Genomic DNA, 24,949 nt, shown 5'->3' on the forward strand with positions numbered 1-24,949 from the left:
ACGACTACGACGCGGCGAACTCTGGTTGGACGAAGGGCGGCACTTGCATGGCCCGACTGGAAGACGAGACCTACCCAGAGGTGTCGCTGGTGAAGGCAAAGTTCTGCAAGTTTTGGCAGGTTGGCATGCCTCTCCCAAGCCGCAGACCGTAAAAGGATGGTGAGCCTTAAGTGGGGAACTTTAGTACCACGTTCGTAACTAGGTCCTCGACAAATTCCACCACCTTGCTTTTCTTGATCTCTATCCCCGAAGGATGAGCTGCCGAGTTCCGAATTCCAAGTTTTTCGTCAAGGATTTTCCGTACGTCATTTGAGATGATGTTAGCGGAGCGCGTGAACTCGATAAATTTTCCCTCGGGGATTTCGCTAAAGTCGTCTCGTTTGACTATGGACGTGATTTTGACGCGCTTGTCAGTGTTTTTAGCGAGGACCGCGTTGAAAGCTGCGAGGCCATGTACGAAAATATGGTCGTATAAGTGGTCTATAGTCAGTATCCAGCACATCGTGATAGTCGCACGATTGCAACCGGCTTCAAAGCAGGTGATCGTCTCGCTAAGAAAGTCTTTTTTGGGTCCCGCTGGAAGACTAGTCTCCAGGTTACGAAGCTCGGCGCTCGACTGGACTGTCGAAACATGGACGCCAAGCCGCTTCGATATTTGGACCTGCCAGTTTCTGTGAAGTAGGTAGCCGTGACCCACAGCCTTCACGTAGCGCGGGGGCTTTTCAGTCAGTCCTTTCGACAGGTAAGGGCCGATTTGTTTAGGTGCGGAGAGCCTCGCATCTTGAAAGCAATCGGCAATCTTAGGGGCGGTCGCAGGTGTGTTATTTTCGACTGCGAGATAATAGACGAAACATGAAATCAAATCGCCAGTACTCAGAGAATCTACCGTATCGATGGAATTGTAAAATCTTTCTATGCTCATTCCTTGATCATGTCCTCAAACCGATTGTCGCCTACTATCGTGGCGGTTATTGCCGCAGGTGAGGCCGCATCAATGTACTTTTGTTTGTTCTGAGTATCGCGAAACGCTTGCGCAAACGCCTCGGGCATTTTCTCCCGCAACACCTTGTAGCAGGTGTAAACTTGGTCCGCAGTACAGGGAGTGATGCTAAGTTCGTCGCTGAGAAAACGTACGAACGTCAATATCTTATCGGCGTGTGACTTTGCCTTAGATTTCTCGAAGAAAGTTTTTAGGTTCGTAGTGGTGAGACTATTGTCAAGTTGCGGTGAATACAGACCCCATCCTGAGCGACTTTCCGTCCCCTCTTGTTGCTTGCGGGGCCGTCGTTTCTTTGACTTCTGTTGGGTTTTACTAGGTGCTTCAGAGGAGGCTCCGACTATGACTTCTTCACCGGGAAGATCGTCAGTAGTATTTCCGCGTCGTTCAGCCAGAACCGACTTGAAGCTCTCGAATACCTCACGGACAAAAGCTTCGTCTCCCTCAACATCAATGAGGCCTTGATTTAGATTTATATGAAGTTTTGTAGTACTCATGCGTAAATCCCCCCAATCAACCAAAGATTACAGGGAACTTTCTGATTCGCAAGGAGGGGTGGTGCGGACGGCGGGACTTGAACCCGCAAGACCAATGGTCGGCAGATTTTAAGTCTGCTGCGTCTACCGATTTCGCCACGTCCGCATTGCCGCGCCGCGTGCCGATCCGGCCCCGACGCTTGCAAAACTGCTTCGTCATTATTCAGGCGCAGGATCGAACACGACCCTACCCCAAGCGCTGACAGCGCCTCATCTACACAGGCCGGACCGTTTCGGTCAACGGGGCCTTAGCCACACCAGGACTGATTTTTTGCCGATGCCGGATGGGCCAGGCCTTCCCGCACCAGTTGATCGGCAAAAGACACACCCGAACGCGAAATCCGTTTGCGTTCCATGGCTTGCCCGCCCGTGGTTCCGGAAGAGGCTACATCGAAGGCTCCTGCATTCAGCATATCCCGCAACCGTACCTTGGCGATGAAACCGCGCTGGCGTTCCTCCATGCATCGCGCCCGGTCGATTTGCGGAACCTCGACGCCGGCAAGCTGCATTTTTACGCCCTTCATCCAGAAGGTATTGCCGTCGGCCACGCAATTGGTGAGACCTGAGCGCCCGCAAAAGGCAAAGGCGCCGCTTTTTTCTCCAAGAGAGACTTTTTCGACCGAAGGGCGGGTTTCCGGCAGGATAGCGGCAACCTGGCTCTGCTGTGCCGCGGGCGGCATGGCGATCGAGCGTGGCGGTACGGGTCCGTTGCCCGGTGAAACCGGCAATGCGGGCCGGATGGTCGCGGCTTTCTCCGGTGTGGGGGTCTCGCGTTTGGCAGCCACGGCAACCTTTGGGGAACTTGTCGTCGTGGATGTCGCCTTCGCGATATGCCGCTGTGGCAGAAGACTGTCGCGATGTTCATAAGCCTGAATGCCGCCGGCAACGACGCCCAGCATCAGCACCCAGGGCCAAACGCTGCCGCCACCCGATTTCTTCGCCGTGCGGCGTCGCGCTGTCGGTTTTCGATTGCTCACGATCAGACTCCTTTTTACGGAGCCGCATTATCGGTCAAGAGAGTTTCCGAAAGGTTGGCGTTCCAGAGCCTCTTCGTTTTTCCTGGAAATGCCCTGACAGAGCTGTGGATAAACGATCAGCGAACCTGATCGAGAAGCCGCTTGCATTCGAGAAGATCGAATAGCGCTTCCTGCAACAGCGCCTGGTCATCCTTGCCGATACCCGATTTGCCGACCGATATCTCGGTATCGCTGCCGCCGCCGAAGCCGAAAAAGCGGCCGCTGGGCTTGGCTTTCGGGCGGCCGACGACCTCGTCCCCGTCCGGATCCATCACGCGCGGTTCGGCAACTTCCTTTTCGCCGCTCGCCACCATGATGGCTTCCATGGTCGCAAGATCGCCCGAGGCGATTGCCGCCACGAAACGGTTTCCATTGGCTTTCAGAAGTTTCTGCACGCCCCTGATGGTGTAGCCGTGGTCATAAAGAAGATGACGAATGCCCTTCAGGAGATCGATATCATCAGGGCGGTAATAACGGCGGCCCCCGCCCCGTTTCATCGGCTTGATCTGCGGAAAGCGTGTTTCCCAGAAACGCAGCACGTGCTGCGGCAGGTTCAGCTCATCCGCCACTTCACTGATCGTCCGAAACGCGTCGGGGCTTTTGTCCAAACTTCCACTCCCATCCGGGCCTGAAGCGCCATGCACCCAGCCGGACACTGAACAAGAACGCTTTTCACCCGCCGATCCCGTGCATCACTTCTTGGCGAAAATCAGATCCGATCCTCGCAGCGATGCCCGTGGCGGCAAGATACCAATTATCTAAAATTGATTATGATGCGAGTCGACCAGATTTCAACGGCTTGCACGTCGAAATTCAAGCATGTTCACAAGAAGAATGGGGATAAGGGCTTGCCGTGTGGCAAAAAACCCGTGCCGCAGCGGGCTTAGGCTCCGGCCTTCTGACCCTTTTGCTTGGTCTTGCGCGCCGTATGCGCCTTGAGGATTCGCTGTTTCAGCACGTTCGACGCCTTGAAGGTCATGACGCGGCGTGGCGAAATCGGAACTTCCTCACCCGTTTTCGGGTTACGGCCGATGCGCTCGTTCTTTTCCCGGATCTGGAATGTCGCGAAGGACGAAAGTTTGACGACCTCGCCGCGCGTGATCGCATTACAAATCTCGTCGATGATCGTTTCGACCAGCTCGGCGGATTCGGTGCGGGACAGCCCGACTTTACGAAACACAGATTCTGCAAGATCTGCGCGTGTCACTGTCTTCCCGGCCATTTTTCCCCACAAACCGTGTCTGAATTTTTCTCTAGGAGCTGCCGAGATTATTTCCCTTGTGGCGACCGGTCAAGGGATTGTTCCAGATTCATTTGAGGCTTTCGGCAATCAGTGCAAGGGCTTAGAGCGCCCGACACGGTTTTGCCGCAAGCGCAGGGCGCTTCGGCGGGTTTGAACGGGGTACGGCCGCAAAAATCACAACCGATTTTGCGCCAGCGCCCCGGTAAACGTTAAAATCCGCTGTTACCAGCGCAGCAGCACTGCACCCCAGGTGAAACCGCCGCCCATGGCCTCCAGCATGACCAGATCGCCCTTCTTGATGCGTCCGTCACCGGCAGCGACTGCCAGCGCCAGCGGAATGGAGGCGGCCGACGTATTGCCGTGCTTATCGACGGTGATGACGACTTTTTCCGGATCGATGTTGAGCTTTTTCGCCGATCCGTCGATGATGCGCTTGTTGGCCTGATGCGGAACGAGCCAGTCGAGATCATCAGCCGTCGTGCCCGTCGCCTCGAAGGCCTGTTCGATGACGTCGGTGATCATGCCGACGGCGTGCTTGAACACTTCCCGGCCTTCCATGCGCAGATGACCGACCGTGCCTGTCGTGGAAGGTCCGCCATCGACGTAAAGCTTGTCCTTGTGCGAACCATCGGAGCGCAGCTGCGAGGTCAGGATGCCGCGATCGCCAGAGGTACCCTCGCCTTCGCCGGCCTCGATAACCAGTGCGCCTGCGCCATCGCCGAACAGAACGCAGGTGGTGCGGTCCTTCCAGTCGAGAATGCGCGAGAATGTTTCAGCGCCGATCACCAGCACACGCTTGGCCATGCCGCCGCGAATGTAAAGATCGGCGGTCGCCACGGCATAGACGAAGCCGGAGCAGACAGCCTGCATGTCGAAGGCGAAACCATGGGTCATGCCGAGGCGGTTCTGGATGTTCACCGCCGTTGCCGGAAAGGTGTTGTCCGGTGTCGATGTCGCCAGAATGATGAGATCGATGTCGTCAGGCGTCAGGCCGGCATTGTCGAGCGCTGCGCGTGCGGCCGCCTCGCCGAGCGAAGCGGTCGTCTCACCCTCGCCGGCAATGTAGCGCTGGCGAATGCCCGTGCGCTGCACGATCCATTCGTCGGAGGTCTCGACGACCCCTTCGATTTCACTGTTGGTCATGACACGCTTCGGAAGCGCTGCCCCGAAACCACGTACGATAGAGCGGATCATTCCCTTATTCCTCGTCAGCCACGAGAGCTTCGGGCGCCGGGGGCGGAAGCCGTCTTGCGTGGTAAATCTTCAGATCGTTTTCAATTTTCGCCGTAAGACCGTTATGGACCATGTCGTAGCCGACATCGACGGCGGAGGCAAAACCGATGGCATCCGTGCCACCATGGCTTTTGATGACAATGCCGTTCAGGCCGAGAAACACGCCGCCATTGACCTTGCGCGGGTCCATTTTCTCTCTCAGCACGTCGAACGCGCTTTTCGCCAGGATATAACCGATCTTGGCAAAAAAGCTGCGGGAGATCGCCTCACGCAGAAGCGTGGTGATCTGGCGTGCTGTGCCTTCGGCGGCTTTCAGCGCGATGTTGCCGGTGAAACCTTCGGTCACCACGACATCCACCGTACCTTTGCCGATATCGTCGCCTTCAACGAAACCGCGATAATCGATGGTGCCGAGATCGGCCTCGCGGATCAGGCGTCCGGCCTCACGTACCTCTTCCTGACCCTTGACCTCCTCGACGCCGACATTGAGCAGGCCGACGGTGGGACGGTCGATATCGAAAAGCGCGCGCGCCATGGCGCCGCCCATCAGGGCAAAATCGAGCAATTGCTGGGAATCGGCGCCGATCGTCGCGCCAACATCAAGCACGATGCTTTCGCCTTTCAGCGTCGGCCATATGCCGGCGATGGCCGGGCGTTCCACCCGCGCCATGGTGCGCAAACAGAATTTGGCCATGGCCATCAGCGCGCCGGTATTGCCGGCGGAAACCACGACGTCGGCTTCACCAAGCTTCACGGCTTCGATGGCACGCCACATGCTGGAGACGTAACGGCCACGACGAAGCGCCTGGCTTGGCTTTTCGTCCATAGCAACCGAGATTTCACAATCGTGAAAGACCGACTTTTCCCGAAGTGCGGGATATTGTGCCAGAATGGGGTCGCACTTGCTTTTCTGCCCGTAGAGCAGAAAAGTCACATCGTTGTGCCGTTCAAGCGCCTTGGCGGCACCGGGTATGGCAACATCAGGGCCGAAATCGCCACCCATGACGTCAATCGCTATTCTGATCACTCGTCCCTTATCCTTTTTGCCGCCACTCAAGCGGAATTTGCGCGAAAATACCTGTTCCGGCCTGTGTTACAATAAAATTATTTCAGCCCGGCGGCGCATTCAGTCTTTTTTCCAGTCTTTCAACACGGCGAAGGGCGACGGACGCTTTTCTTCTTCAGGCTCGTTTTCGGCCGTATCGGTAAATTCGGTATCCGATTTGCGTGGATAGGGATCGATCGCGAGGGCCGCGAATTCCGCGACCGTAGCGCCAACATCGATGCTGTCGCCGGTAAACTGGTCGGGAATGTCAGGGCCATTGGGGTCGAGCACGATCTCGCCTTCCTCATTGGTGACCATCCGCGCCAGCTTCGATCCTTCCGGCACGAAAATATGCTCCACGGCCTCGTCGATCTTGCTGGACACCGGCTCCAGCGTCACAACGCAGGACTGGGTCACGGCCGCATGCACCTCGCCCTTGATCTTCACGCCATCTCTCTTCCAGCGGGTAACCTGCAATTCCGCCTTCAGATATTCGACGGAAACCACATCCCAGAACTTCGCCAGCGCCTTCAGTTCCTCGGCATTGGCTTCAAGACCAATCCTGACGGGATTGGCGGAAATATGACCTACCTTTACGGGATAGGAAAAAGGCAGGTCGTCATTTGCGGCGTGTCGCGCGTTCATCGTAAACCTCATAGTCCAGGCAAGGGCAGCGTAAGGCTTCCGGTTGCTATCGTTTCTTCAGAGCGGGTGGAAAGGGCAGAAGACGTCTCCATCATCCAGCCCGCCAGCCCGTCCAGTTCCGGTGCCTGCTCATCTGTCTGCGGGTATATATTGCGCTGGAGCGCTGCGGCAAGGGCAACGGGGTCGGATGCATCCAGCGCCGCCGCATAGGATTCGAGCCGCCCGTAGAACATGCCGGCAAATTTCTTCATCCGCTTCGGCACGCCCTGGTCGCCGATGCCCAGCTCACGGATGGAATGGTCGATATCCTGAAAAAAGGCGTCGACGATTTCCTGGGCGATCTCCTGTCCGCTGACGCCGGAGGATTTGGTGCGGCGAAAATAGAGAATCATGATGATCGACAGCATCTCGAAGCGGCCCATCACGGTATCGGGAACGCCGAGGTCGAGATAAAAAGCGGGCGTGCGGGCGGCAGCCGTCAAGGTCGCATATTGCCGGTCTATTATGGCGCGGTTGTTGTTTTTCTGTCTGAACAGCCCGAATATCATCGTTTTTTTCCGAACGGGGCTGGTGAATTCGCTCACCCGCCCATCGCACTTGTTGCATGATCGCCAAAGCTGGTTTACCGAAGCATCCACGAATTGCAATGCTGTCGCGGTCACGTTCGTCTTTCGGCTGAAACAGTCTAAGAGACCCGAGGAGTTTCCAAAGGCCGTGAAAGCATTGAATTTGGGGGGTGATCGGGATTTTCCGTCCCCGGATTGACACAATCATGTGCACAGACACTGTGCACCACGCAATGCCGGAAGGTGCCATTCATGATCGCAGTCGGGGAAAAGCAGTTGAGCAAGCAGAAATCCGCAAGTCACGGCAAAATTCTGGGCAAGACCGCCATCGCAATCGTCGTCGCGTCCACTCTGCTTTCCGCCTGCACCAAAACCACCGACGTGTTCCACAACGGCTACGTCATGGACGAGCAGTCGCTTCAGCTGATCCCGGAAGGTTCCAGCCGCGAGCAGGTTCTCTTGACCATGGGCACGCCCTCGACCACGGCGACCTTCGGCAACGAGGTTTTCTATTACATCTCGCAGAAGCGCGTACGCCGCGCCGCCTTCATGAAGCCGACGCTGGTCGAGCAGAACATTCTCGCGATCTATTTCAACAAGGACGGCGTGATCGAGCGCAAGGCCAATTACGCGCTGCAGGACGGCAAGGTCTTCGACACGATTTCGCGCACCACCCCGACCGGCGGCAAGGATTTGACCTTCCTGCAGCAGCTGCTCTCCGGCGGCACCTCGGGCGCCAATATCGCCAAGAGCATTCTCGGTCAGGGCAACAACACGCCCTGATCGGCAAAAAAACTGTAAAAAAAATCAAAGGCCCGGGGATCGCTCCCCGGGCCTTTTTTGTTGGTCATGCGGCAAGTCTTCAGTTGGCAAGAACCGCCAGCAGCAGCAGCGCCACGATATTGGTGATCTTGATGGCCGGGTTGACGGCGGGGCCGGCGGTGTCCTTGTAAGGATCGCCGACCGTATCACCCGTCACCGAAGCCTTGTGGGCGTCGGAACCCTTGAGATGGCGCACGCCGTCCTTGTCGATGAAACCGTCCTCGAAGCTTTTCTTGGCGTTATCCCAGGCACCACCGCCTGATGTCATGGAAATTGCCACGAACAGGCCGTTGATGATCACACCGAGTAGTGAAGCACCGAGCGCCGCAAAGGCTGACGCCTTGGAGCCTGAGATCAGCAGCACGCCGAAATAAACGACGAGCGGCGCCAGAACCGGCAGCAGCGACGGAATAATCATCTCCTTGATCGCCGCCTTGGTCAAAAGATCGACCGCCCTGCCGTAGTCCGGCTTTTCCGTGCCGGCCATGATGCCCGGCTTTTCGCGGAACTGGCGGCGGACTTCTTCGACGATCGAGCTTGCCGCCTTGCCCACCGCCGTCATGGCGATGCCGCCAAAGAGATACGGAATGAGGCCGCCGAACAGCAGACCGGCAACGACATATGGATTGGCAAGGCTGAAGGATATTTCGCCGATGTCCTTGAAGTAGGGATAGGTATCACCATTCGCGGCGAAATAGGACAGGTCGTTGGAATAGGCTGCAAACAGCACCAGTGCGCCGAGACCGGCCGAGCCGATGGCGTAACCCTTGGTCACGGCCTTGGTGGTGTTGCCGACCGCATCCAGCGCATCTGTCGCCTTGCGCACATCCGGATCGAGACCGGCCATTTCGGCGATGCCGCCGGCATTATCAGTCACCGGACCGAAAGCGTCGAGCGCCACGATCATGCCCGCGAGCCCAAGCATGGCGGTGACCGCAATGCCGGTGCCGAACAGGCCGCCGAGCTGGTAGGTTCCGATGATGCCGCCAACGATGACGAGCGCCGGCAGCGCCGTCGATTCCAGCGAGACCGCAAGGCCCTGGATGACGTTGGTGCCGTGGCCGGTGACCGATGCCTGCGCGATGGAATTGACCGGGCGTTTGTTGGTGCCGGTATAATATTCGGTAATGACGACGATCAGCGCCGTCACCACAAGGCCGACGATGCCGCACAGGAAGAGGTTCCTGCCGGTGATCTCCATTCCGGCCACCGTGCCGATGGTTCCCCAGCCGACGGTCGCGTAGGTTGCCACGGCAAGACCTCCAATCGAGAAAAGGCCGGTGGCAATCAGCCCCTTGTAGAGTGCGCCCATGATGGAATTGTTGGTGCCGAGTTTGACGAAGAAGGTTCCGGCAATCGAGGTCAGGATGCAGGCGCCGCAAATGGCCAGCGGATAAACCATCGTGCTTTCCAGCACCGGCGTTCCGGCAAAGAAAATCGCCGCGAGAACCATGGTCGCAACCACCGAGACGGCATAGGTCTCGAAAAGGTCGGCCGCCATGCCGGCGCAATCGCCGACGTTGTCGCCGACATTGTCGGCGATCGTTGCCGGGTTGCGGGGGTCATCCTCGGGAATACCGGCCTCGACCTTGCCGACGAGATCGCCACCGACATCTGCACCTTTAGTGAAGATGCCGCCGCCCAGACGGGCGAAGATGGAGATCAGCGAAGCGCCGAAACCGAGCGATACCAGCGCGTCGATCACCTGACGCGATCCGGCCGCATGGCCCAGCACCGAGGTGAGGATGAAATAATAGATGGAGACGCCGAGCAGCGCGAGGCCCGCCACCAGCATGCCGGTGATGGCGCCCGACTTGAAGGCGATGTCGAGACCGGCGGAAAGACTGTGGGATGCGGCCTGTGCGGTGCGCAGATTGGCCCGGACAGAGACATGCATGCCAATGAAACCGGCGGCGCCCGAAAGCACCGCGCCGATGAGGAAACCAATGGCCGCCAGGGCCGACAGCAGATACCAGGCGAGAACGGCGACGATCAATCCGACGATGGCGATGGTGAGATATTGACGGGTGAGATAAGCCTGCGCACCTTCACGGATAAAACCTGCTATTTCACGCATACGCTCGTTGCCCTGATCGGCAGCGAGAACGCTCCTTGTTGTCCACGCCGCGTAAACCACGGACAGGACCCCACATAAAATCACTATGGGTATTACGGTCATGCGCACTTACCTCCCAAAAGGCCGGGTCTCACTCCCTCCCCGGCGTGGCGAACCATGTGCAAGAACAGGGGGCGATCGGACGCACGGCCTGTCCTGTCGTGGCCATTATTCCCCTCCCAAGGAAAAATGACCTGCGCGGCAAGATTGCGTTGGCGAAAGGCGTGGCGTCAAGCCCACAAATTTGCCTGAAACATGAAAGGGGTAGAGATCGAACGCGATCTTACGCGGCGTTTCTGCGCGGGGTGAGCAACAGTGACACAACCAGCACGAGGCAAAGGCCCGCAACCGGCCAGATGACGAGGTTCATCACCGACCAGCCCCAGGCCGTAAATACCTTGCCGGAAGAGAAGGACGACAGCGCCACCGTGCCAAACAGCACGATATCGTGAAAGCCCTGCACCTTGTCCGCCTCATGCGGGCGATAGCTGGAGGTGATGATGGCGGTTGCGCCGATGAAGCCGAAATTCCAGCCGAGGCCTAGGAGAATCAGCGCCGCCCAGAAATTCCACAATTCGATACCCATATGGGCGACGACGGCGCAGGCCATCAGCACCACGAGGCCGACTGCCACGATCTTTTCCGCGCCGAATCGCGAAATCAGCATGCCGGTGAAGAAACTCGGGCCGAACATGGCCAGAACGTGCCACTGGATGCCGAGCGTCGCAAGTTCGGTGGGAAACCCGCAACCGATTACCATGGCGAGCGGTGCGCCGGTCATCATGAAGGTCATCAACGCATAGGAACCGATGCCGCAGACCATGCCGGTAACGAAACGGCGCGTGCGGACGATTTCCGACAGGGGCCGTGCCGCCTGTGCATGGGTGGACGCCGCCTTGGGGTCCGGCAATTTCAGGAATGACAGAATGACGATGGCGATGATGCCGAGTGGCACCAGCGCGATGAAAGCACCGGCGAAGGTGACGGGCGCGAACACGTCCTTGCCGAAGATGGCCAGTTGCGGCCCGACAATGGCGGAGACGATGCCGCCTGCCAGAATCCAGGAAATAGCCTTCGGTTTGTAGAAGGATGGCGAGGCATCGGCGGCAGCGAAGCGGATCTTCTGCGTGAAGCCGCCGGAAATGCCGATCAGCAGCAGACCGATGGCGAACAGCCAGAAGTCGGAGCGGAAGAGCGCCACTGCCGCTATTCCCCCGCCAATCGAAGACATCAGCGCGCCGACCATGAAACCGGCCTTGCGGCCGAGAAAACGTGATGCCGCCGCAACGCAGATGGCCCCCAGCGCCACGCCGATGTTAAAACCGGTGAGCGGCGCCGTTGCAAGCGACTTGTCAGCCCCGAGCAACTGGTAACCGGCAAGCGCGCCGACCGAGAAGCTCATAGGGGCTGCCGAGCCCATGATCGCCTGCGCGGCGGTGAGGAGGAAGACGTTGCGCTTCGCCTCGCCCAGTTGAACTTCAAGTCCGGGGACGGAGACAACGTTCATATCTTCCTCGCCTGCTGTATTTTAGCGTTTTGCCTCGCCGCGCACCTGCTTGGCAATGCGGTCCAGAACCGCGTTCACCAGCTTCGGCTCATCGTGCTCAAAGAAAGCACGGGCGATTTCGACATATTCCGTGACGATAACGGCGACCGGCACGTCCTTGCGCTCCAGAATCTCGAAAGTGCCGGCACGCAGAATGGCGCGCACGGTGGCATCGAGACGCGACAGCGGCCAGTCTTCCAGCAATGCCGAACGCACCAGCGGGTCGATCTTCGTCTGGTCGCGGACGACGCCGGATACGATAGAACGGAACCAGGAAGGATCGGCCTTCAGATAGGTATCGCCGTCAACTTCCTGACCGAGACGATGTGCCTCGTATTCAGCCACGACTTCCACCACGCCGGTTCCGCCGACATCCATCTGGTAAAGTGCCTGCACGGCAGCAAGACGTGCAGCGCCGCGCTGGTTGGCGGGCTTTACCGAAGGCTGGCGCGGTTCGCCGCCATTTTCAACATCCGACATGCGTTCAGCCACCCAGTTTTTTCTTGAGCTCGATCATCGTCAGCGCCGCGCGGGCTGCAAAACCGCCCTTGTCCTTGTCGGAACGGCGAACACGCGCCCATGCCTGCTCGTCGTTCTCGACGGTGAGGATGCCGTTGCCGATGGCGAGCGATTCGCTGACGGCAAGATCCATCAGGGCGCGGGACGATTCGTTGGAGACGATATCGAAGTGGTAGGTCTCGCCACGAATGACCATGCCGAGCGCTACGAAACCGTCATATTCCGTGCCTTCATTGTCGCCGCCATCCAGCGCCATGGCAATGGCAGCGGGGATTTCGAGCGCGCCGGGAACGGTGATGACGTCGTAGGTTGCACCAGCCTCATCGAGCGCGAACTTCGCGCCTTCGAGAAGAGCGTCTGCCATATCGTCGTAAAAGCGTGCTTCCACGATAAGAAGATGGGGTTTGGACATGGGATTTTCCTGAAAAGGTTCGGGCCGGATCATACCGGCTTTTGCGGCGGTCAAACCACGGCTGGCCGTTTTTGGCAAGTAATTTCATGTGTCACCCGCGCAAGAGGCCCCGTTTGCGGGGCATTTCGCCGGTTTTACGCCTTATCCGGCGTAGCGCCTGAAAATCAGGTTTTCTGGAAAGCCAGATGCACGCCCAGCCCCATCAGCACCGTTCCCGCAGTGCGGCGGGCAAATATCTGCACCCTGCTGGAACGCTTCAGACGCCCGACCATGGCGCCGGCCAGAAGCGCGCCGACGAGATCGGCGGAGGAAAAAATGAAATTGACGGCGATGCCGAGGATCAGCAATTGCAGCCAGATCGGGAAGGCCGCCGCCGGATCGATGAATTGCGGCAGAAACGCCAGAAAGAACAGCGCCGTCTTCGGATTGAGCACATCAACAATGATGCTGTCGATAAAGGCGCGCCTTGCCGATTTCGGCTCGATGGTCAGATTAATGGCCTCACCTTCGAGCTTGCTGCGCAACATCGAGAAGCCGAGCCAGATGAGATACAGCGCGCCGCACAGTTTCACGGCGAGATAAAGCCACGGCACCGCCTGAAACAGCACCGAAAGCCCTGCCGCAGAGGCGATGATGTGGAAATAGCAGCCGACATGGATACCGAGCACCGCCATCAGCCCGGCAAACCGGCCACGCGCCATGGTCTGCGCCGCCGCATAAAGCATGGCCGGGCCGGGAATATAGGCAAACAGGGCTGTGGTTATGAAAAAGGCTGTCAGCAGTTCAAAAGACGGCATGTCGAAATCCCCTCACCCGGTTGGCCCGCAATCCTTACAGCGCGGGCCAAAAAGCACCCCTGTTTACGTCGCCATTCCATCTAATGGTAAGGCGCTTTACTGGGAAGGGAATTCCGCAAGCCTTGCAGCGTAACGCGCCATGGTGTCGACTTCGAAATTGACGAAATCGCCCGGCTGGCGTTCGCCCCATGTGGTGACGGTGAGCGTATGGCGGATCAGGAGCACGTCGAAATCCGTGCCTTCGACAGCGTTGACTGTCAGCGAGGTGCCATCAAGCGCAATCGAACCCTTGGGCGCGACAAATTTCGCCAGATGCTCCGGGGCGCGCAGGCGGATGCGGACCGCCTCGCCTTCCGGCTCCACGGCTAAGATTTCCGCCCTGCCATCGACATGGCCGGAAACGATGTGGCCGCCAAGCTCGTCACCGATCTTCAGCGCGCGCTCCAGATTGACATGCGTGCCCGTCTGCCAGCCGGCAATCGTCGTCAGACGCAGCGCCTCTTCCCAGGCCTCGACCTCGTACCAGCGCTCATTGCTGCCGTCTTCCGGCAGTTTGGTCACCGTCAGGCAGATGCCGCCATGGGAAATCGACGCGCCCATATCGATGGTCTTGGGATCGTAATTGGTCGCCACCCGCAGACGGATGCCTTCTGCCAGGGCTTCAAGCTCGGACACGGTTCCAACGTCGGTGACAATTCCGGTAAACATCAAAGCGGCCTTTCATAATCGAAGCAGCGATCCGGCCCGTAGGCGGTTTCGCTGACCAAAACATAATCGCCCGTGATATCGGCACGGTTGAGCGGCGTTTCAATGCCGCCCTCACCGATCACCACCGGGCTTTCGAACAGCATGATACGGTCCACCAGATCAGCTTCAAGGAATGATTTTGCGGCAAAAGCGCCGCCTTCGACCAGAAGTTCCGACATGCCGCGTTCGGCGAGAATGTGGAGGAGGTCTTCGAGCGATGGTGCTTCGAGGATTTCGACGCCGGCTTCGGTTAGTTGCTGGCGTCGGCGGTCGGGGTTACCCCCTCTGCCCTGCCGGGCATCTCCCCCACAGGGGGGAGATCGACGGAGCGCCGTCTTGCCCGACATCAACGGCTGGAGAATGAGAAACGGAGTCAAAACTTGAGCGAGGGGACAGCCCCTTGCCGATCTCCCCCCTTGTGGGGGAGATGCCCGGCAGGGCAGAGGGGGGTAAAGCCGCAATCACCACCGGCACGTCCCTCGCTGTCTTCACCAGCTTCGAGGCCAGCGGCAATTCAAAATGCCGATCCAGCACGATGCGGACCGGCGAGCGATCCTCAAGACCTTCAACGCGAACCGTCAATTCCGGATCATCCGCAATCGCAGTCCCGATCCCCACAAGGATGCAATCACAGCGCGCCCGGAGTTCATGCACGGCGTGGCGAGCCTCGTGCCCGGTGATCGCCACCTGCCCCGCGCCTTGTCTGCCGATCATGCCATCGGAGGAAATGGCAAGCTTCAGAATCACATGCGGGCGTTTTTTAATCTGCCGTGTGAGGTAACCGGCAAGCGCTCTCTTGCCTTCGTCGCGCAGCAAGCCGGTTTCCACGACAATGCCCGCATCGCGCAGGATGGAGTAACCGCGTCCCGAAACGCGCTCATCCGGATCGTCCACCGCCACCACGACACGGGCAACGCCGTATTCAACCAGCGCATTGGCGCAAGGCGGGGTCTTGCCCCAGTGGGAACAGGGTTCGAGCGTGACATAGGCAGTGGCGCCACGCGCCGCCTCGCCGGCGATCTCCAGCGCCTGACGTTCGGCATGCGGGCGACCGCCCACGGCAGTAACCGCTTCCGCGATGATTTTTCCGTCTTTTACGAGAACGCAGCCAACTGAAGGGTTGGTGAGCGTTTGCCCCTGATGGCGGAGGGAAACCTCAATTGCACGGGCCATGAATTTTTCGTCATCGGCACGGCTCGTCACGGCTATGCTCCACCGTCCGTATCACGGGCGATCTTGGCGTTGATTTCAGCAATCACGTTCTCGAAATCCTCGGCATGGCTGAAATCGCGATAGACCGAGGCGTAACGCACGAAGGCCACGTCATCGAGGCTTTTCAGCGCTTCCAGAACCTGCAGGCCGATTTCTTCCGAGGGAATTTCCGTCTCGCCGGAACTTTCCAGACGACGAGCGATGCCGGAGACGGCCCGCTCGATCCGGTCGCGGTCAACCGGGCGCTTGCGCAGCGCGATCTCGAAGGATCGCACCAGCTTTTCCCGGTCGAAGGGCAGCTTGCGGCCGCTTTTCTTGATGACCATCAGCTCGCGCAATTGCACGCGCTCATAGGTCGTGAAGCGGCCGCCGCAATCCGGGCAGATGCGCCGCCGGCGGATGGAGGTATTATCCTCCGCCGGACGCGAGTCCTTGACCTGTGTGTCTTCGGAACCGCAGAATGGGCAGCGCATCGTCTCTTTTCCTTACATATACGGATACATCGGGAAACGGTCCGTCAGGCCGACGACCTTTTCACGCACCGCAGCCTCGACGGCAGCGTTGCCTTCATCCGAATTGGCAACCTTCAGACCATCGAGAACCTCGACGATCAGCTTGCCGATTTCGCGGAATTCCGCTTCCTTGAAACCGCGCGTCGTGCCGGCCGGCGTGCCGAGACGGACGCCAGAGGTGACGAAAGGCTTTTCCGGATCGAAAGGAATGCCGTTCTTGTTGCAGGTGACGTAAGCGCGGCCGAGTGCTGCTTCCGCACGCTTGCCGGTGGCGTTCTTCTTGCGAAGGTCAACCAGCATCAGATGGTTGTCGGTGCCGCCGGAGACGACATCCAGACCGCCTTCGATCAACGTTTCGGCAAGCGCCTTGGCGTTCTTGACGACCTGTGCGGCATAGTCCTTGAATTCCGGCTGCAGCGCTTCACCGAAGGCAACGGCCTTGGCGGCGATGACGTGCATCAGCGGGCCGCCCTGAAGGCCGGGGAATACGGCGGAGTTGAACTTCTTGGCCAGATCCTCGTCATTGGTGAGGATCATGCCGCCACGCGGGCCGCGCAACGACTTGTGCGTCGTCGTCGTGGCAACGTGGCAATGCGGGAACGGTGACGGATGCTGGCCACCGGCAACGAGACCGGCGATGTGGGCCATATCGACCATCAGATAGGCGCCGACTTCATCGGCGATTTCGCGGAAGCGCTTCCAGTCCCAGATACGCGAATAGGCGGTGCCGCCAGCGAGGATAAGCTTCGGCCGGGTTTCCTTGGCCTTGCGCTCCACTTCGTCCATGTCGAGCAGGTTGTCGCCTTCACGCACGCCGTAGGACACGACGTTGAACCACTTGCCGGACATGTTGACCGGCGAACCGTGCGTCAGATGGCCTCCCGAGTTCAGATCGAGACCCATGAAGGTGTCGCCCGGCTGCAAGAGCGCGAGGAACACGGCCTGGTTCATCTGCGAACCGGAATTCGGCTGGACGTTGGCGAAGTTGACGCCGAACAGCTTCTTGGCGCGCTCAATGGCAAGCTCTTCAGCGATGTCGACGAACTGGCAGCCGCCGTAATAACGTTTGCCCGGATAACCTTCGGCATATTTGTTGGTCATGATCGAACCCTGCGCTTCAAGCACGGCGCGGGAAACGATGTTTTCCGAGGCGATCAGTTCGATCTCGTGGCGCTGGCGACCCAGTTCCTTCTCGATCGCGCCGAAAATATCGGGATCAACTTCGGCAAGCGGACGGGAGAAGAAAGCATCTGTGTTCGACATGGTGAAGGCTCCTGAAACAGTAATGCGATGGCGTCTTAGCGCCCTGCCCGAACAAGAGCAATACGGGCAACGAGATTTGCCCGTCAAACTGCGACGTTGCGACAAAAAACGACAGTTGTTTTTATGAAAATCGCAAGAAAGAGCCGCGCGGAGTAATGCGACTTGTAAACTCCACATTCCACGTCATCCTCGGGCTTGACCCGAGGATCCATTCTACGTGCGGCTGTGGATCCTCGGGTCAAGCCCGAGGATGACGGAGGAGAGGTTTTCGCGCCCACGTCAACGATCGGAGCGAAGGGAAAACAAAATCATCCCCACTAATGAAAGCTGCACCGAACCGATGCAGCTTCCTTTCATAAAACTGGCGGCATAAGCCGGATCAGTTGCGCGGCAACAGGTCGTCATCGACCGCGCCGGCCGGCTGTTCGATGCCGGTTGTCGTGTTGAGCGCCAATTCGGCGTTGCCGTCCTTTTCATAGATATCGTCGCGGAACTGCACTACGCCGTCCTTCGCCGACCATGCGGTGATGTAGACGAAATAAACAGGAACTTCCTGCGCCAGCTTGATCGGCGTGTTGACGCGGGTTGCGATGACACGTTCCATTTCCTGACGCGACCAGCCGGGCGTGTCGCGCAGCAGCCAGCTTGTCAGGTCGCGCACGTTCTGCACGCGCACGCAGCCGGACGATCTGAACCGCATCAGCTTGTTGAACAGGCCCTGCTGCGGCGTGTCGTGCATGTATTCGTTGTTCGGATTGTGGAAGTTGATCTTCGTCGAGGACATGGCGTTGATCTTGCCGGGGTCCTGGCGGAACATCAGGTTCGGGGCCTTCGGCGCGAACCAGTCGACCGCTGTCGGCGAAACTTCCTGTCCCTTGCCGTCGATGAGGCGGATGTTGTTCCGCTCCAGATAGGTCGGGTCCTTCTGCATCAGCGGCACGATGTCCTTTTCGACGATCGAGCGCGGCGCTGTCCAGTAAGGGTTGAGGATGACTTCGTAGATCTTGGAATTGATGACGTGCGTCGGGCGGCTGGCGCGGCCAACGACGGCCGTGTTGCGCAGAACTACACGTTCATTCTCCACCGCCTCGATGGCAGCGGCCGGAATGTTGACCATCAGGTGACGCTGGCCGAGATCACCCGACATGGACTGGATGCGCACGAGGTTGGTCTGCAATTGCGCCAGACGGATCTGGGCCGAAACATTGAGCGCCTTGGTGGTATATTCGCCGCTGACGCCATCGGCGGGAAGGCCGTGGCGGGCCTGGAAGCGCTTCAGCGCACCGTCGACGTAAGAATCGAAAGCGCTGGAAATTCCGGCTTCGCGCGGCAGGTCGCCGGACACCATCAGTCGCTGGCGAAGCGCCTGTACGGAAGGATCAGAAACGCCGATCTGAAGACGCTGCTGGGTGGCAGGCACCTGCGGCCAGCCGCCATTCTGCACGATCTGCTGATATTGCTGGATCGCCTGCTGCATGTAGATGGGGGCTTCCCGTCCGAGAACCGGATTGTTGGAGACAACACCCACGGCGGAACGCGACGAATTGGCATCAAACTGGTCATCCCAGTTGCCGCGGCGCGACGAACCCATGAGATCGTTGAGCGCGTTCTGCGCAAAGGCCGGCGCGGCAAGTGCTGCGGCACCAACGGAAACGGCTGAGCGCAGAAGCGCACGGCGCGATACGGAATCGGAAACGGATTTTTTTGTCATTCTACCTACCAGCCACTCTCTTCGGCATTCTCAACAATGCCTAAATCAATATGATTAACAAACACGTACAACGTGTCTGCCGGCTGGAATACTCGAAACGCCGTGATCGGGGCGCCATTGTCTGGCAGAACAGTCGGGACTTGCCACGACAGCAGGAGAAACCGCCGGCTTCTTCACCTTTGCGGGTCCCATATCAATATGGCCGATCTGTGTCACGGGGCCGTTCTCACGAAGCTGTGTTCGCCTGAAAATAAGAGGGAATACGGCATAGGGGCTTGGCCCGACATGCAAGAGAAGCGGCACCAAAGCGATGCCTAAACATCGAATCTGCATCGGGTGCCCGCCTCCTTTTGGATTGTTAGCGCCTTGAGGTGTTTAGTCACGCATTGGACATTCTCAATGGTTTTACCAACTTATTGAGAGAATTCGCAGGCTGGGGCGTGCATTTCGGTGATGTTGTATCAGATATGGCGCATCAAAAATCGAAGCCCTTAAAAGCTATAATCATCTTGTGAATTACTACAAAAGGAAGCTATCCGCAGCTCGGCACAGCGCTATATTATAGAGTAATTGGCCGGAGCTACCATGTTTAAAAAGAAAACCGTTTTTATTGTCGGCGCGGGCGCTAGTAAGGAAGTTGGCCTCCCAATCGGTGACGAGCTGAAGCTCAAAATTGGTGTGAAACTCGACATCCGCTTCGACAATGGCTACGATCTTTCGGCGGGTGATCGAAAGATCGTCGAAGCTGTCCGTCATGTTTTACAAGAAAAACAAGAGCGCGATATTAATCCGCACTGCCAAGCAGGACGCATCATCGCTTCAGCGATGCATCAAGCGCTATCTATCGACAATTTTCTACACACCCATTCCGATAATGAATTGATTGTTCAAATGGGAAAGCTCGGTATCGCCGCCACAATCATGGAAGCGGAGTCGAGTAGTAAAATATCTGGCGATCAGCGCCGTTATGGACAGATTAATTTCGCATCTCACCCCGACATCTGGCATAATACGTTCTGCAAAATGTTATGTGAAGGCGTTCAGACTCGTGATCTCGAAAAGCTTTTCGACAACGTGAGTTTCATCACATTTAATTATGACCGGTGTATTGAACACTACGTTTCGCAATGGGTGAGCAACTATATGCAAATCCCTTTACCCGATGCGCAAGAGCTAACCGGAAAACTCACGGTGATCCACCCATATGGTCAAGTTGGACGTCTGCCTTGGCAACGTAATGGCCTGACGTCTGTACCGTATGGGGCTTCTGTGGAGGGACAAACGCTCCCCAAAGTTGCGAGCCACATCCGGACGTTCACTGAGCAAGTGGAGGATGAGACTGTTCCAGAAAAAATGCGTGAGCTGATTGAGGAAGCACAGCAAGTGGTTTACCTTGGCTTCTCGTATGGCTCCATGAACATGGACTTAATGCGGCTCAGGCGACGATGCTCAATGAAGACCGTGCGTGGCACCGCACTTGGAATCGCCGCTCCAAACATGTCCGCGATCACCGACTTAATAAACTCGACCATGTACGTAATGGGCGAACACTTTATGGGTACGCGATCTTTTGACGCCGTCACATGCAACCAACTTCTGAATGACTACTTCAGAACCTTGGCATGATGTGATGGAAGCTAAAACTTTGTTGAGCATCGCTGCATCTTGAAGTGGCGCTATCATGCGCCACAGCCCACATTCTCATTTCCTATTTTTGCTTCTACGTAACATTGAAAGCTTATAAATCCGCAACGCTATCAATGTTCTGTCGAATTAAAGGCGATAAGCGATCGAGTCGTTCCAGAAGCGGTCGAGGCGCTGCAGCAGCTTGTTCATTTCGGAGAACTCGCCGGTGCCGATGCCGCCGACCTTTTCGATGGAGCCGACATGGCGCTCATAGAGGTGGGCAACCGTTTCGGCGATTTCCTGGCCCTTTTCGGTCAGGCTGATGCGGACCGAGCGGCGGTCGACGCGGGAGCGCTGGTGGTTGATGAGACCGAGGTCGACCAGCTTCTTGACGTTATAGGAGACGTTCGATCCGAGGTAGTAACCACGCGAACGAAGCTCGCCTGCCGTCAGTTCGGAATTGCCGATGTTGAACAGCAGCAGTGCCTGAACGGCGTTGACGTCATCGCGACCCTGACGATCGAACTCGTCCTTGATGACATCGAGGAGGCGGCGGTGGAGACGTTCCACCAGGTGCAGCGACTCCATGTAGAGCGAACGGATGGTATCTTCATGTGCGTCGGCAACAACGGCCTGCGGCTTTACTTTGCTATTGATCATGACTGCCTCACTGTTTTGTTTGGCGGTGTGTTTGTTTGTCTCCCGCCTTGAGTGAGAACCTAATCAATGCGCATAAAATTCTACTTAAAAGCTACGATTAACAAATGGTTACCTGCATTTTCCCCAGCGGTCCGAATCTGTGGCGAAGCGGGAACGGCCCGCATCCATCCATTATAAATCAATGACTTAGAGGCGAAATTCGGCCAGAAAACGGGGCCAATTGCTTTATTATTATGGTAAATCAATTCTTGCGCGCTCTTCATTTTGGCGCTGATCCAGCCAGAAAGCGACCAGAAATAGTATATAAATGGTTGCCACGAGACCGTGCATGACGGGCACAAGCGTGTTGGCACCGAAGATATACGGCCACACCTTATACATGGCGATCTGCGTGCCGGCACCCAGGACCCACATGACCGCACCCCAGGAGGCGCCGAGCCAGAGGCCAAGGGCTGCGACGGGGAAAATCACCGCAAGCGCGCTGCCCGCCACCCGCCATGGCAGGTTCAGCATATCGAACCGGCCCTGCCCCCCAAGTGAATATCCCGTCAGCATCGCCCAATATTGCAGGCCGAACCAGAAACAGGAAACTGCGACCAGCCTCATGAAGACCAGAAAGAGGATTTCCGTAAGCGGAAGTTTCGGCAGAAGTTGAGAATCAGGTTCCATGGCGGGAAGATACGGTTTCGACGGGCGGGCGACCAGCCCATATTGAATTCCACGCCTCGCCTTGTCAAAGCATCCTCGCACGTCGGGGGCGTTCAAAGCAGGAAGCCAAGGGGCAACATTGTCGCATTCGCACGGCGCATGCTTCGTGTTATGCAGCCTTTACTGACTTGAGTGGGATACGAAGGACATTCTTACATGCAGGATAAAACGCATCTGGTCGACGAGATCACCGGCCATCGCCGCATGCGACGCAATCGCAAGGCGGACTGGACGCGCCGTCTGGTTCAGGAAAGCCGCCTGACCGTCGATGATCTCATCTGGCCGGTCTTCATCGTGCCGGGCAGCAATATCCTCGATCCCATACCGGCGATGCCCGGCGTCAACCGCATGAGCGTCGACAGGCTGGTCGAAGCCGCGAAAGAAGCCGCCGATCTCGGCATCCCGGCAATCGCCACCTTCCCGAATATCGAAATGGACCTGCGCGACGAAACCGGCTCGAATGCGCTCGAGGCCAACAATCTCATCAATCAGGCGACCATCGCAGTCAAAAAAGCCGTTCCAAATATCGGCATGATCACCGATGTCGCACTCGATCCCTTCACCAGCCACGGGCATGACGGCATTCTGCGCGGCGACGAGATCGTCAACGACGAGACCGTGGAGCAGATCGTCAAAGCGGCAATCCTTCAGGCCGATGCCGGCTCGGACATTATTTCGCCATCGGAGATGATGGATGGCCGCATCGGCGCTATCCGTCGTGGCCTTGATGCTGCCGGGCACCAGAATGTCGGCATCATGGCTTACGCCACGAAATTTGCCTCCGGCTATTACGGCCCCTATCGCGAGGCCATCTCCACGGCCGGTCTGCTTAAAGGCGACAAGAACAGCTATTACATCAGCCCCGCCAACGGCATGGAAGCGATCCGCGACGCAGCGCTAGACGTGGAGGAAGGCGCTGACATGCTGATGGTCAAACCCGGCCTGCCCTATCTCGACATCTGTTGGCGGCTGAAGGAGACTTTCGGGCTGCCGACCTTCGCCTATCAGGTGTCCGGCGAATATACCCAGATCAAAGCCGCAGCCATGAATGGCTGGATCGACGGCGAGCGCGTGATGATGGAAACGCTTCTCTGCTTCAAACGCGCGGGTTGCGACGGCATCCTGACCTATTTCGCCATGGAGGCCGCCCGCAAACTCGCGAAGGGCTGATAATGGGCACTTATTGTATTCGGTCGTTTGCTTCCCATATTGTCTGCTGATACCGGGCGTTGCCGACTAAGAAGGCGCGTCCCGAGCTTTAACCTCTCAGGAGAAAACGACCGATGAACCTCGACCAGAACCCTACCTATGTCGCACCGGACGACTGGCGCGCCTATAGCGGCGTCCTGAGCCGACGCGTTTTCGCGTTCCTGATCGATTATGCGATCGTTCTCCTGCTGTGCATTCCAGCTGCCGTGATCGTCTTCTTTCTCGGCGTGATAACGCTGGGTCTCGGCTTCTTCCTCTATCCGGCGCTGTTCGTCATCGTGGCGGTGCTTTATTTCGGCGTGACGCTCAGCGGCGCTTCGCAGGCGACACCCGGCATGCGGGCGATGGGCATTGCAATGGCGCGCATGGACGGCCGGCGAATCGATTTCCTTCTGGCGACCGTGCACATCGTGCTTTTCTGGGTCATCAACTCGGTTTTGACACCGCTGATCCTGCTCGCAGGCCTGTTTACCGAGCGCTCGCGCCTCGTTCACGACTTCCTGCTGGGCACCGTCCTGGTCAGAACACGCTGATATCGCGGAAAGCCACGAAAACGTGGCTTTCAAATCCAGCAAATGCCGTATCTCGCAGTTGACGTTTTCCGGCATTTTGCCATTCTGTGATATTATGCATGTCGCTTGAAGCGCCGTCGCAGGCCCCGTGAAATCGCGGCGCGCTTTCACAACAGACGCAGGAGGCGATCACGGTTCGATGAACACGCAGGCGACGCCCTCTCCTCAATTCTATCTTACGGCACCGGCCACCTGCCCCTATTTGCCGAACCAGATGGAGCGGAAGGTCTTTACGCATCTGGTCGGTCCGCGTGCGTCGGAAATGAACGACCTTCTGACCCAGGGCGGTTTCAGGCGCTCGCAGAACATCGCCTATCGTCCGGCGTGCGAAACCTGCCGCGCATGCGTTTCCGTGCGCATCCTCACCGAACAGTTCCAGCCGACGAAATCGATGCGGCGCGTTCTCTCCATTAACAAGGATGTCGTCGCCACGGTTCACGCCGCCGAGCCATCCACCGAACAGTTCTCATTGTTTCGCCGCTATCTCGACCATCGGCACCAGTCTGGCGGCATGTCCGACATGTCGGCGCTGGACTATGCGATCATGATCGAAGACACGCATGTGAACACCCGCATTATCGAATACCGCGTGCGCGAACCCGGCTCCGGCATTGATTCCAGCAAACGCGGCGAGCTTCTGGCCGTAGCGCTCAGCGACGTGATGAGCGACGGCCTGTCGATGGTCTATTCCTTCTTCAACCCCGATCTCGAAAAACGCTCGCTCGGCACTTTCATGATCATCGACCACATCACCCGCACCCGCTCGCTCGGCCTGCCGCATGTCTATCTAGGCTACTGGGTCGATGGTTCGGAAAAGATGGGCTACAAGACCCGCTATCATCCGCAGGAGCATCTGACGCCGCGCGGGTGGGAGGTTTATCACCCTGCGGAAGAATAAAGGGTTCGCCAAACCGTCAAGAGACTATGCTAAATCCCTTTAAATTGAGGGGGCCTAGATGAAAGCAACCATTTGCAAGATCGGCGAAGCCGAAGGAATTGTCATCCCAAAGGATATGCTTGAACGGCTCGACTGGAAGGTAGGCGACGTTCTCGATCTACGGGTAGACGGCAACATGCTTGAATTACGAGCTGCTGGTTGTTTTGACGAAGAACTGACGGATGATTTTCATCGACAGTTGGAACATGCGCGGAGTGCGATGCGCAAGTACCACGTTGCGCTAAGAACGCTCGCCAAGTCCTGAAACAGACGCCATGAAAGACGTCCCGGGTAATCTC

The 24,949-nt window shown here is 57.8% G+C and carries 26 protein-coding genes, 1 tRNA gene and 1 pseudogene; 6 read left to right on the top strand and 22 right to left on the bottom strand.

Going from position 1 to position 24,949, the window contains the following annotated elements; all coding sequences use genetic code 11:
• Positions 1–166 precede the first annotated feature (166 nt).
• From RBH10_RS16965 to RBH10_RS17010, 10 genes are all read right to left on the bottom strand, one after another.
• Positions 167–922, bottom strand: coding sequence for a hypothetical protein (locus RBH10_RS16965; protein ID WP_281036419.1), 756 nt, complete (start codon positions 920–922; stop codon positions 167–169).
• On the bottom strand, positions 919–1,494 hold the full coding sequence (locus tag RBH10_RS16970; protein ID WP_281036418.1) for a hypothetical protein: 576 nt from the start codon (positions 1,492–1,494) through the stop codon (positions 919–921). The genes RBH10_RS16965 and RBH10_RS16970 overlap by 4 nt, the downstream gene beginning before the upstream one ends.
• Before the next feature lie 59 nt (positions 1,495–1,553).
• A tRNA-Leu gene (locus tag RBH10_RS16975) sits at positions 1,554–1,639 on the bottom strand.
• Between the two features lie 142 nt (positions 1,640–1,781).
• Entirely contained in the window at positions 1,782–2,510 is a 729-nt protein-coding gene (locus tag RBH10_RS16980) for a nuclease (protein WP_281036417.1), read from the bottom strand.
• A gap of 116 nt (positions 2,511–2,626) precedes the next feature.
• Positions 2,627–3,157, bottom strand: coding sequence for a MerR family transcriptional regulator (locus RBH10_RS16985; RefSeq protein ID WP_281036416.1), 531 nt, complete (start codon positions 3,155–3,157; stop codon positions 2,627–2,629).
• 275 nt (positions 3,158–3,432) lie between these two features.
• On the bottom strand, positions 3,433–3,771 hold the full coding sequence (locus tag RBH10_RS16990) for an integration host factor subunit alpha (protein ID WP_003512530.1): 339 nt from the start codon (positions 3,769–3,771) through the stop codon (positions 3,433–3,435).
• A gap of 243 nt (positions 3,772–4,014) precedes the next feature.
• A complete protein-coding gene (locus tag RBH10_RS16995) occupies positions 4,015–4,986 on the bottom strand; it encodes a beta-ketoacyl-ACP synthase III (protein WP_281036415.1) in 972 nt (323 codons plus the stop codon).
• Positions 4,987–4,990: 4 nt separating this feature from the next.
• On the bottom strand, positions 4,991–6,052 hold the full coding sequence (plsX, locus tag RBH10_RS17000) for a phosphate acyltransferase PlsX (protein WP_003512528.1): 1,062 nt from the start codon (positions 6,050–6,052) through the stop codon (positions 4,991–4,993).
• 99 nt (positions 6,053–6,151) lie between these two features.
• Entirely contained in the window at positions 6,152–6,715 is a 564-nt protein-coding gene (locus RBH10_RS17005; RefSeq protein ID WP_281036414.1) for a DUF177 domain-containing protein, read from the bottom strand.
• Positions 6,716–6,723: 8 nt separating this feature from the next.
• A complete protein-coding gene (locus RBH10_RS17010) occupies positions 6,724–7,263 on the bottom strand; it encodes a ubiquinol-cytochrome C chaperone family protein (RefSeq protein ID WP_281036413.1) in 540 nt (179 codons plus the stop codon).
• 270 nt (positions 7,264–7,533) lie between these two features.
• Between RBH10_RS17010 and RBH10_RS17015 the strand changes: the two genes are divergently transcribed.
• Positions 7,534–8,064, top strand: coding sequence for an outer membrane protein assembly factor BamE (locus RBH10_RS17015; RefSeq protein WP_045015890.1), 531 nt, complete (start codon positions 7,534–7,536; stop codon positions 8,062–8,064).
• A gap of 79 nt (positions 8,065–8,143) precedes the next feature.
• On the opposite strand, the gene RBH10_RS17020 is transcribed toward RBH10_RS17015, so the two are convergent.
• The 10 genes and pseudogenes from RBH10_RS17020 to RBH10_RS17065 form a co-directional block, all read right to left on the bottom strand.
• Positions 8,144–10,282: a sodium-translocating pyrophosphatase gene (locus tag RBH10_RS17020; RefSeq protein ID WP_281036412.1), complete on the bottom strand. Its 2,139-nt coding sequence runs from the start codon at positions 10,280–10,282 to the stop codon at positions 8,144–8,146.
• Between the two features lie 220 nt (positions 10,283–10,502).
• Positions 10,503–11,726: an MFS transporter gene (locus RBH10_RS17025; RefSeq protein ID WP_281036411.1), complete on the bottom strand. Its 1,224-nt coding sequence runs from the start codon at positions 11,724–11,726 to the stop codon at positions 10,503–10,505.
• A gap of 21 nt (positions 11,727–11,747) precedes the next feature.
• On the bottom strand, positions 11,748–12,245 hold the full coding sequence (gene nusB, locus RBH10_RS17030; protein WP_045016422.1) for a transcription antitermination factor NusB: 498 nt from the start codon (positions 12,243–12,245) through the stop codon (positions 11,748–11,750).
• 4 nt (positions 12,246–12,249) lie between these two features.
• Positions 12,250–12,696, bottom strand: coding sequence for a 6,7-dimethyl-8-ribityllumazine synthase (gene ribH / locus RBH10_RS17035; protein WP_045016420.1), 447 nt, complete (start codon positions 12,694–12,696; stop codon positions 12,250–12,252).
• Between the two features lie 164 nt (positions 12,697–12,860).
• Positions 12,861–13,493 carry a LysE family translocator gene (locus RBH10_RS17040; protein WP_281036410.1) on the bottom strand — a complete coding sequence of 211 codons (633 nt, stop codon included), beginning with the start codon at positions 13,491–13,493 and terminating at the stop codon, positions 12,861–12,863.
• A gap of 96 nt (positions 13,494–13,589) precedes the next feature.
• A complete protein-coding gene (locus RBH10_RS17045) occupies positions 13,590–14,201 on the bottom strand; it encodes a riboflavin synthase (protein WP_045015886.1) in 612 nt (203 codons plus the stop codon).
• Positions 14,201–15,443, bottom strand: a pseudogene (gene ribD / locus RBH10_RS17050) (bifunctional diaminohydroxyphosphoribosylaminopyrimidine deaminase/5-amino-6-(5-phosphoribosylamino)uracil reductase RibD). Before ribD ends, RBH10_RS17045 begins: the two are co-directional and overlap by 1 nt.
• Positions 15,444–15,445: 2 nt before the next feature.
• Positions 15,446–15,925, bottom strand: coding sequence for a transcriptional regulator NrdR (gene nrdR, locus RBH10_RS17055; protein ID WP_003502218.1), 480 nt, complete (start codon positions 15,923–15,925; stop codon positions 15,446–15,448).
• 12 nt (positions 15,926–15,937) lie between these two features.
• Entirely contained in the window at positions 15,938–17,227 is a 1,290-nt protein-coding gene (gene glyA / locus RBH10_RS17060) for a serine hydroxymethyltransferase (protein ID WP_003512506.1), read from the bottom strand.
• Positions 17,228–17,606: 379 nt separating this feature from the next.
• Positions 17,607–18,938, bottom strand: a complete 1,332-nt coding sequence (locus RBH10_RS17065) for a murein L,D-transpeptidase (RefSeq protein WP_306180716.1) — start codon at positions 18,936–18,938, stop codon at positions 17,607–17,609.
• Between the two features lie 585 nt (positions 18,939–19,523).
• Between RBH10_RS17065 and RBH10_RS17070 the strand changes: the two genes are divergently transcribed.
• Entirely contained in the window at positions 19,524–20,564 is a 1,041-nt protein-coding gene (locus RBH10_RS17070; RefSeq protein ID WP_281036408.1) for a hypothetical protein, read from the top strand.
• 147 nt (positions 20,565–20,711) lie between these two features.
• Here the strand turns inward: RBH10_RS17070 and ldtR are convergent, their stop codons facing one another.
• A complete protein-coding gene (gene ldtR, locus RBH10_RS17075) occupies positions 20,712–21,221 on the bottom strand; it encodes a transcriptional regulator LdtR (RefSeq protein ID WP_174035327.1) in 510 nt (169 codons plus the stop codon).
• A gap of 234 nt (positions 21,222–21,455) precedes the next feature.
• Positions 21,456–21,893 (bottom strand): DUF6163 family protein, encoded by a 438-nt coding sequence (locus RBH10_RS17080; RefSeq protein ID WP_281036407.1) that lies wholly within the window; start codon positions 21,891–21,893, stop codon positions 21,456–21,458.
• Between the two features lie 195 nt (positions 21,894–22,088).
• On the opposite strand from RBH10_RS17080, the gene hemB reads away from it, so the two are divergent.
• The 4 genes from hemB (at position 22,089) to RBH10_RS17100 (ending at position 24,915) form a co-directional block, all read left to right on the top strand.
• A complete protein-coding gene (gene hemB, locus RBH10_RS17085; protein WP_281036406.1) occupies positions 22,089–23,102 on the top strand; it encodes a porphobilinogen synthase in 1,014 nt (337 codons plus the stop codon).
• Between the two features lie 113 nt (positions 23,103–23,215).
• Positions 23,216–23,674 (top strand): RDD family protein, encoded by a 459-nt coding sequence (locus RBH10_RS17090; RefSeq protein WP_281036405.1) that lies wholly within the window; start codon positions 23,216–23,218, stop codon positions 23,672–23,674.
• A gap of 178 nt (positions 23,675–23,852) precedes the next feature.
• Positions 23,853–24,611, top strand: a complete 759-nt coding sequence (locus RBH10_RS17095) for an arginyltransferase (RefSeq protein ID WP_281036404.1) — start codon at positions 23,853–23,855, stop codon at positions 24,609–24,611.
• A 58-nt stretch (positions 24,612–24,669) separates the two neighbouring features.
• Positions 24,670–24,915, top strand: a complete 246-nt coding sequence (locus RBH10_RS17100; protein WP_281036403.1) for an AbrB/MazE/SpoVT family DNA-binding domain-containing protein — start codon at positions 24,670–24,672, stop codon at positions 24,913–24,915.
• Positions 24,916–24,949 lie beyond the last annotated feature (34 nt).

The sequence above is a fragment of the Rhizobium sp. AN73 genome, from assembly GCF_030757975.1.
In the GTDB taxonomy this organism is placed as follows: Bacteria; Pseudomonadota; Alphaproteobacteria; order Rhizobiales; family Rhizobiaceae; genus Agrobacterium; species Agrobacterium arsenijevicii.

Coding starts and splice junctions, on each gene's coding strand:
- RBH10_RS17005 (WP_281036414.1), bottom strand. CDS start 6,715: ATGAACGCGCGACACGCCGCAAATGACGACCTGCCTTTTTCCTATCCC.
- RBH10_RS16995 (WP_281036415.1), bottom strand. CDS start 4,986: ATGATCCGCTCTATCGTACGTGGTTTCGGGGCAGCGCTTCCGAAGCGT.
- nusB (WP_045016422.1), bottom strand. CDS start 12,245: ATGTCGGATGTTGAAAATGGCGGCGAACCGCGCCAGCCTTCGGTAAAG.
- RBH10_RS17095 (WP_281036404.1), top strand. CDS start 23,853: ATGAACACGCAGGCGACGCCCTCTCCTCAATTCTATCTTACGGCACCG.
- RBH10_RS17045 (WP_045015886.1), bottom strand. CDS start 14,201: ATGTTTACCGGAATTGTCACCGACGTTGGAACCGTGTCCGAGCTTGAA.
- RBH10_RS17090 (WP_281036405.1), top strand. CDS start 23,216: ATGAACCTCGACCAGAACCCTACCTATGTCGCACCGGACGACTGGCGC.
- RBH10_RS17020 (WP_281036412.1), bottom strand. CDS start 10,282: ATGACCGTAATACCCATAGTGATTTTATGTGGGGTCCTGTCCGTGGTT.
- RBH10_RS17010 (WP_281036413.1), bottom strand. CDS start 7,263: ATGATATTCGGGCTGTTCAGACAGAAAAACAACAACCGCGCCATAATA.
- RBH10_RS17025 (WP_281036411.1), bottom strand. CDS start 11,726: ATGAACGTTGTCTCCGTCCCCGGACTTGAAGTTCAACTGGGCGAGGCG.
- ribH (WP_045016420.1), bottom strand. CDS start 12,696: ATGTCCAAACCCCATCTTCTTATCGTGGAAGCACGCTTTTACGACGAT.
- RBH10_RS17070 (WP_281036408.1), top strand. CDS start 19,524: ATGTTTAAAAAGAAAACCGTTTTTATTGTCGGCGCGGGCGCTAGTAAG.
- RBH10_RS17015 (WP_045015890.1), top strand. CDS start 7,534: ATGATCGCAGTCGGGGAAAAGCAGTTGAGCAAGCAGAAATCCGCAAGT.
- nrdR (WP_003502218.1), bottom strand. CDS start 15,925: ATGCGCTGCCCATTCTGCGGTTCCGAAGACACACAGGTCAAGGACTCG.
- RBH10_RS16970 (WP_281036418.1), bottom strand. CDS start 1,494: ATGAGTACTACAAAACTTCATATAAATCTAAATCAAGGCCTCATTGAT.
- RBH10_RS17080 (WP_281036407.1), bottom strand. CDS start 21,893: ATGGAACCTGATTCTCAACTTCTGCCGAAACTTCCGCTTACGGAAATC.
- RBH10_RS16990 (WP_003512530.1), bottom strand. CDS start 3,771: ATGGCCGGGAAGACAGTGACACGCGCAGATCTTGCAGAATCTGTGTTT.
- glyA (WP_003512506.1), bottom strand. CDS start 17,227: ATGTCGAACACAGATGCTTTCTTCTCCCGTCCGCTTGCCGAAGTTGAT.
- RBH10_RS17100 (WP_281036403.1), top strand. CDS start 24,670: ATGAAAGCAACCATTTGCAAGATCGGCGAAGCCGAAGGAATTGTCATC.
- RBH10_RS17040 (WP_281036410.1), bottom strand. CDS start 13,493: ATGCCGTCTTTTGAACTGCTGACAGCCTTTTTCATAACCACAGCCCTG.
- RBH10_RS17065 (WP_306180716.1), bottom strand. CDS start 18,938: ATGACAAAAAAATCCGTTTCCGATTCCGTATCGCGCCGTGCGCTTCTG.
- RBH10_RS16965 (WP_281036419.1), bottom strand. CDS start 922: ATGAGCATAGAAAGATTTTACAATTCCATCGATACGGTAGATTCTCTG.
- hemB (WP_281036406.1), top strand. CDS start 22,089: ATGCAGGATAAAACGCATCTGGTCGACGAGATCACCGGCCATCGCCGC.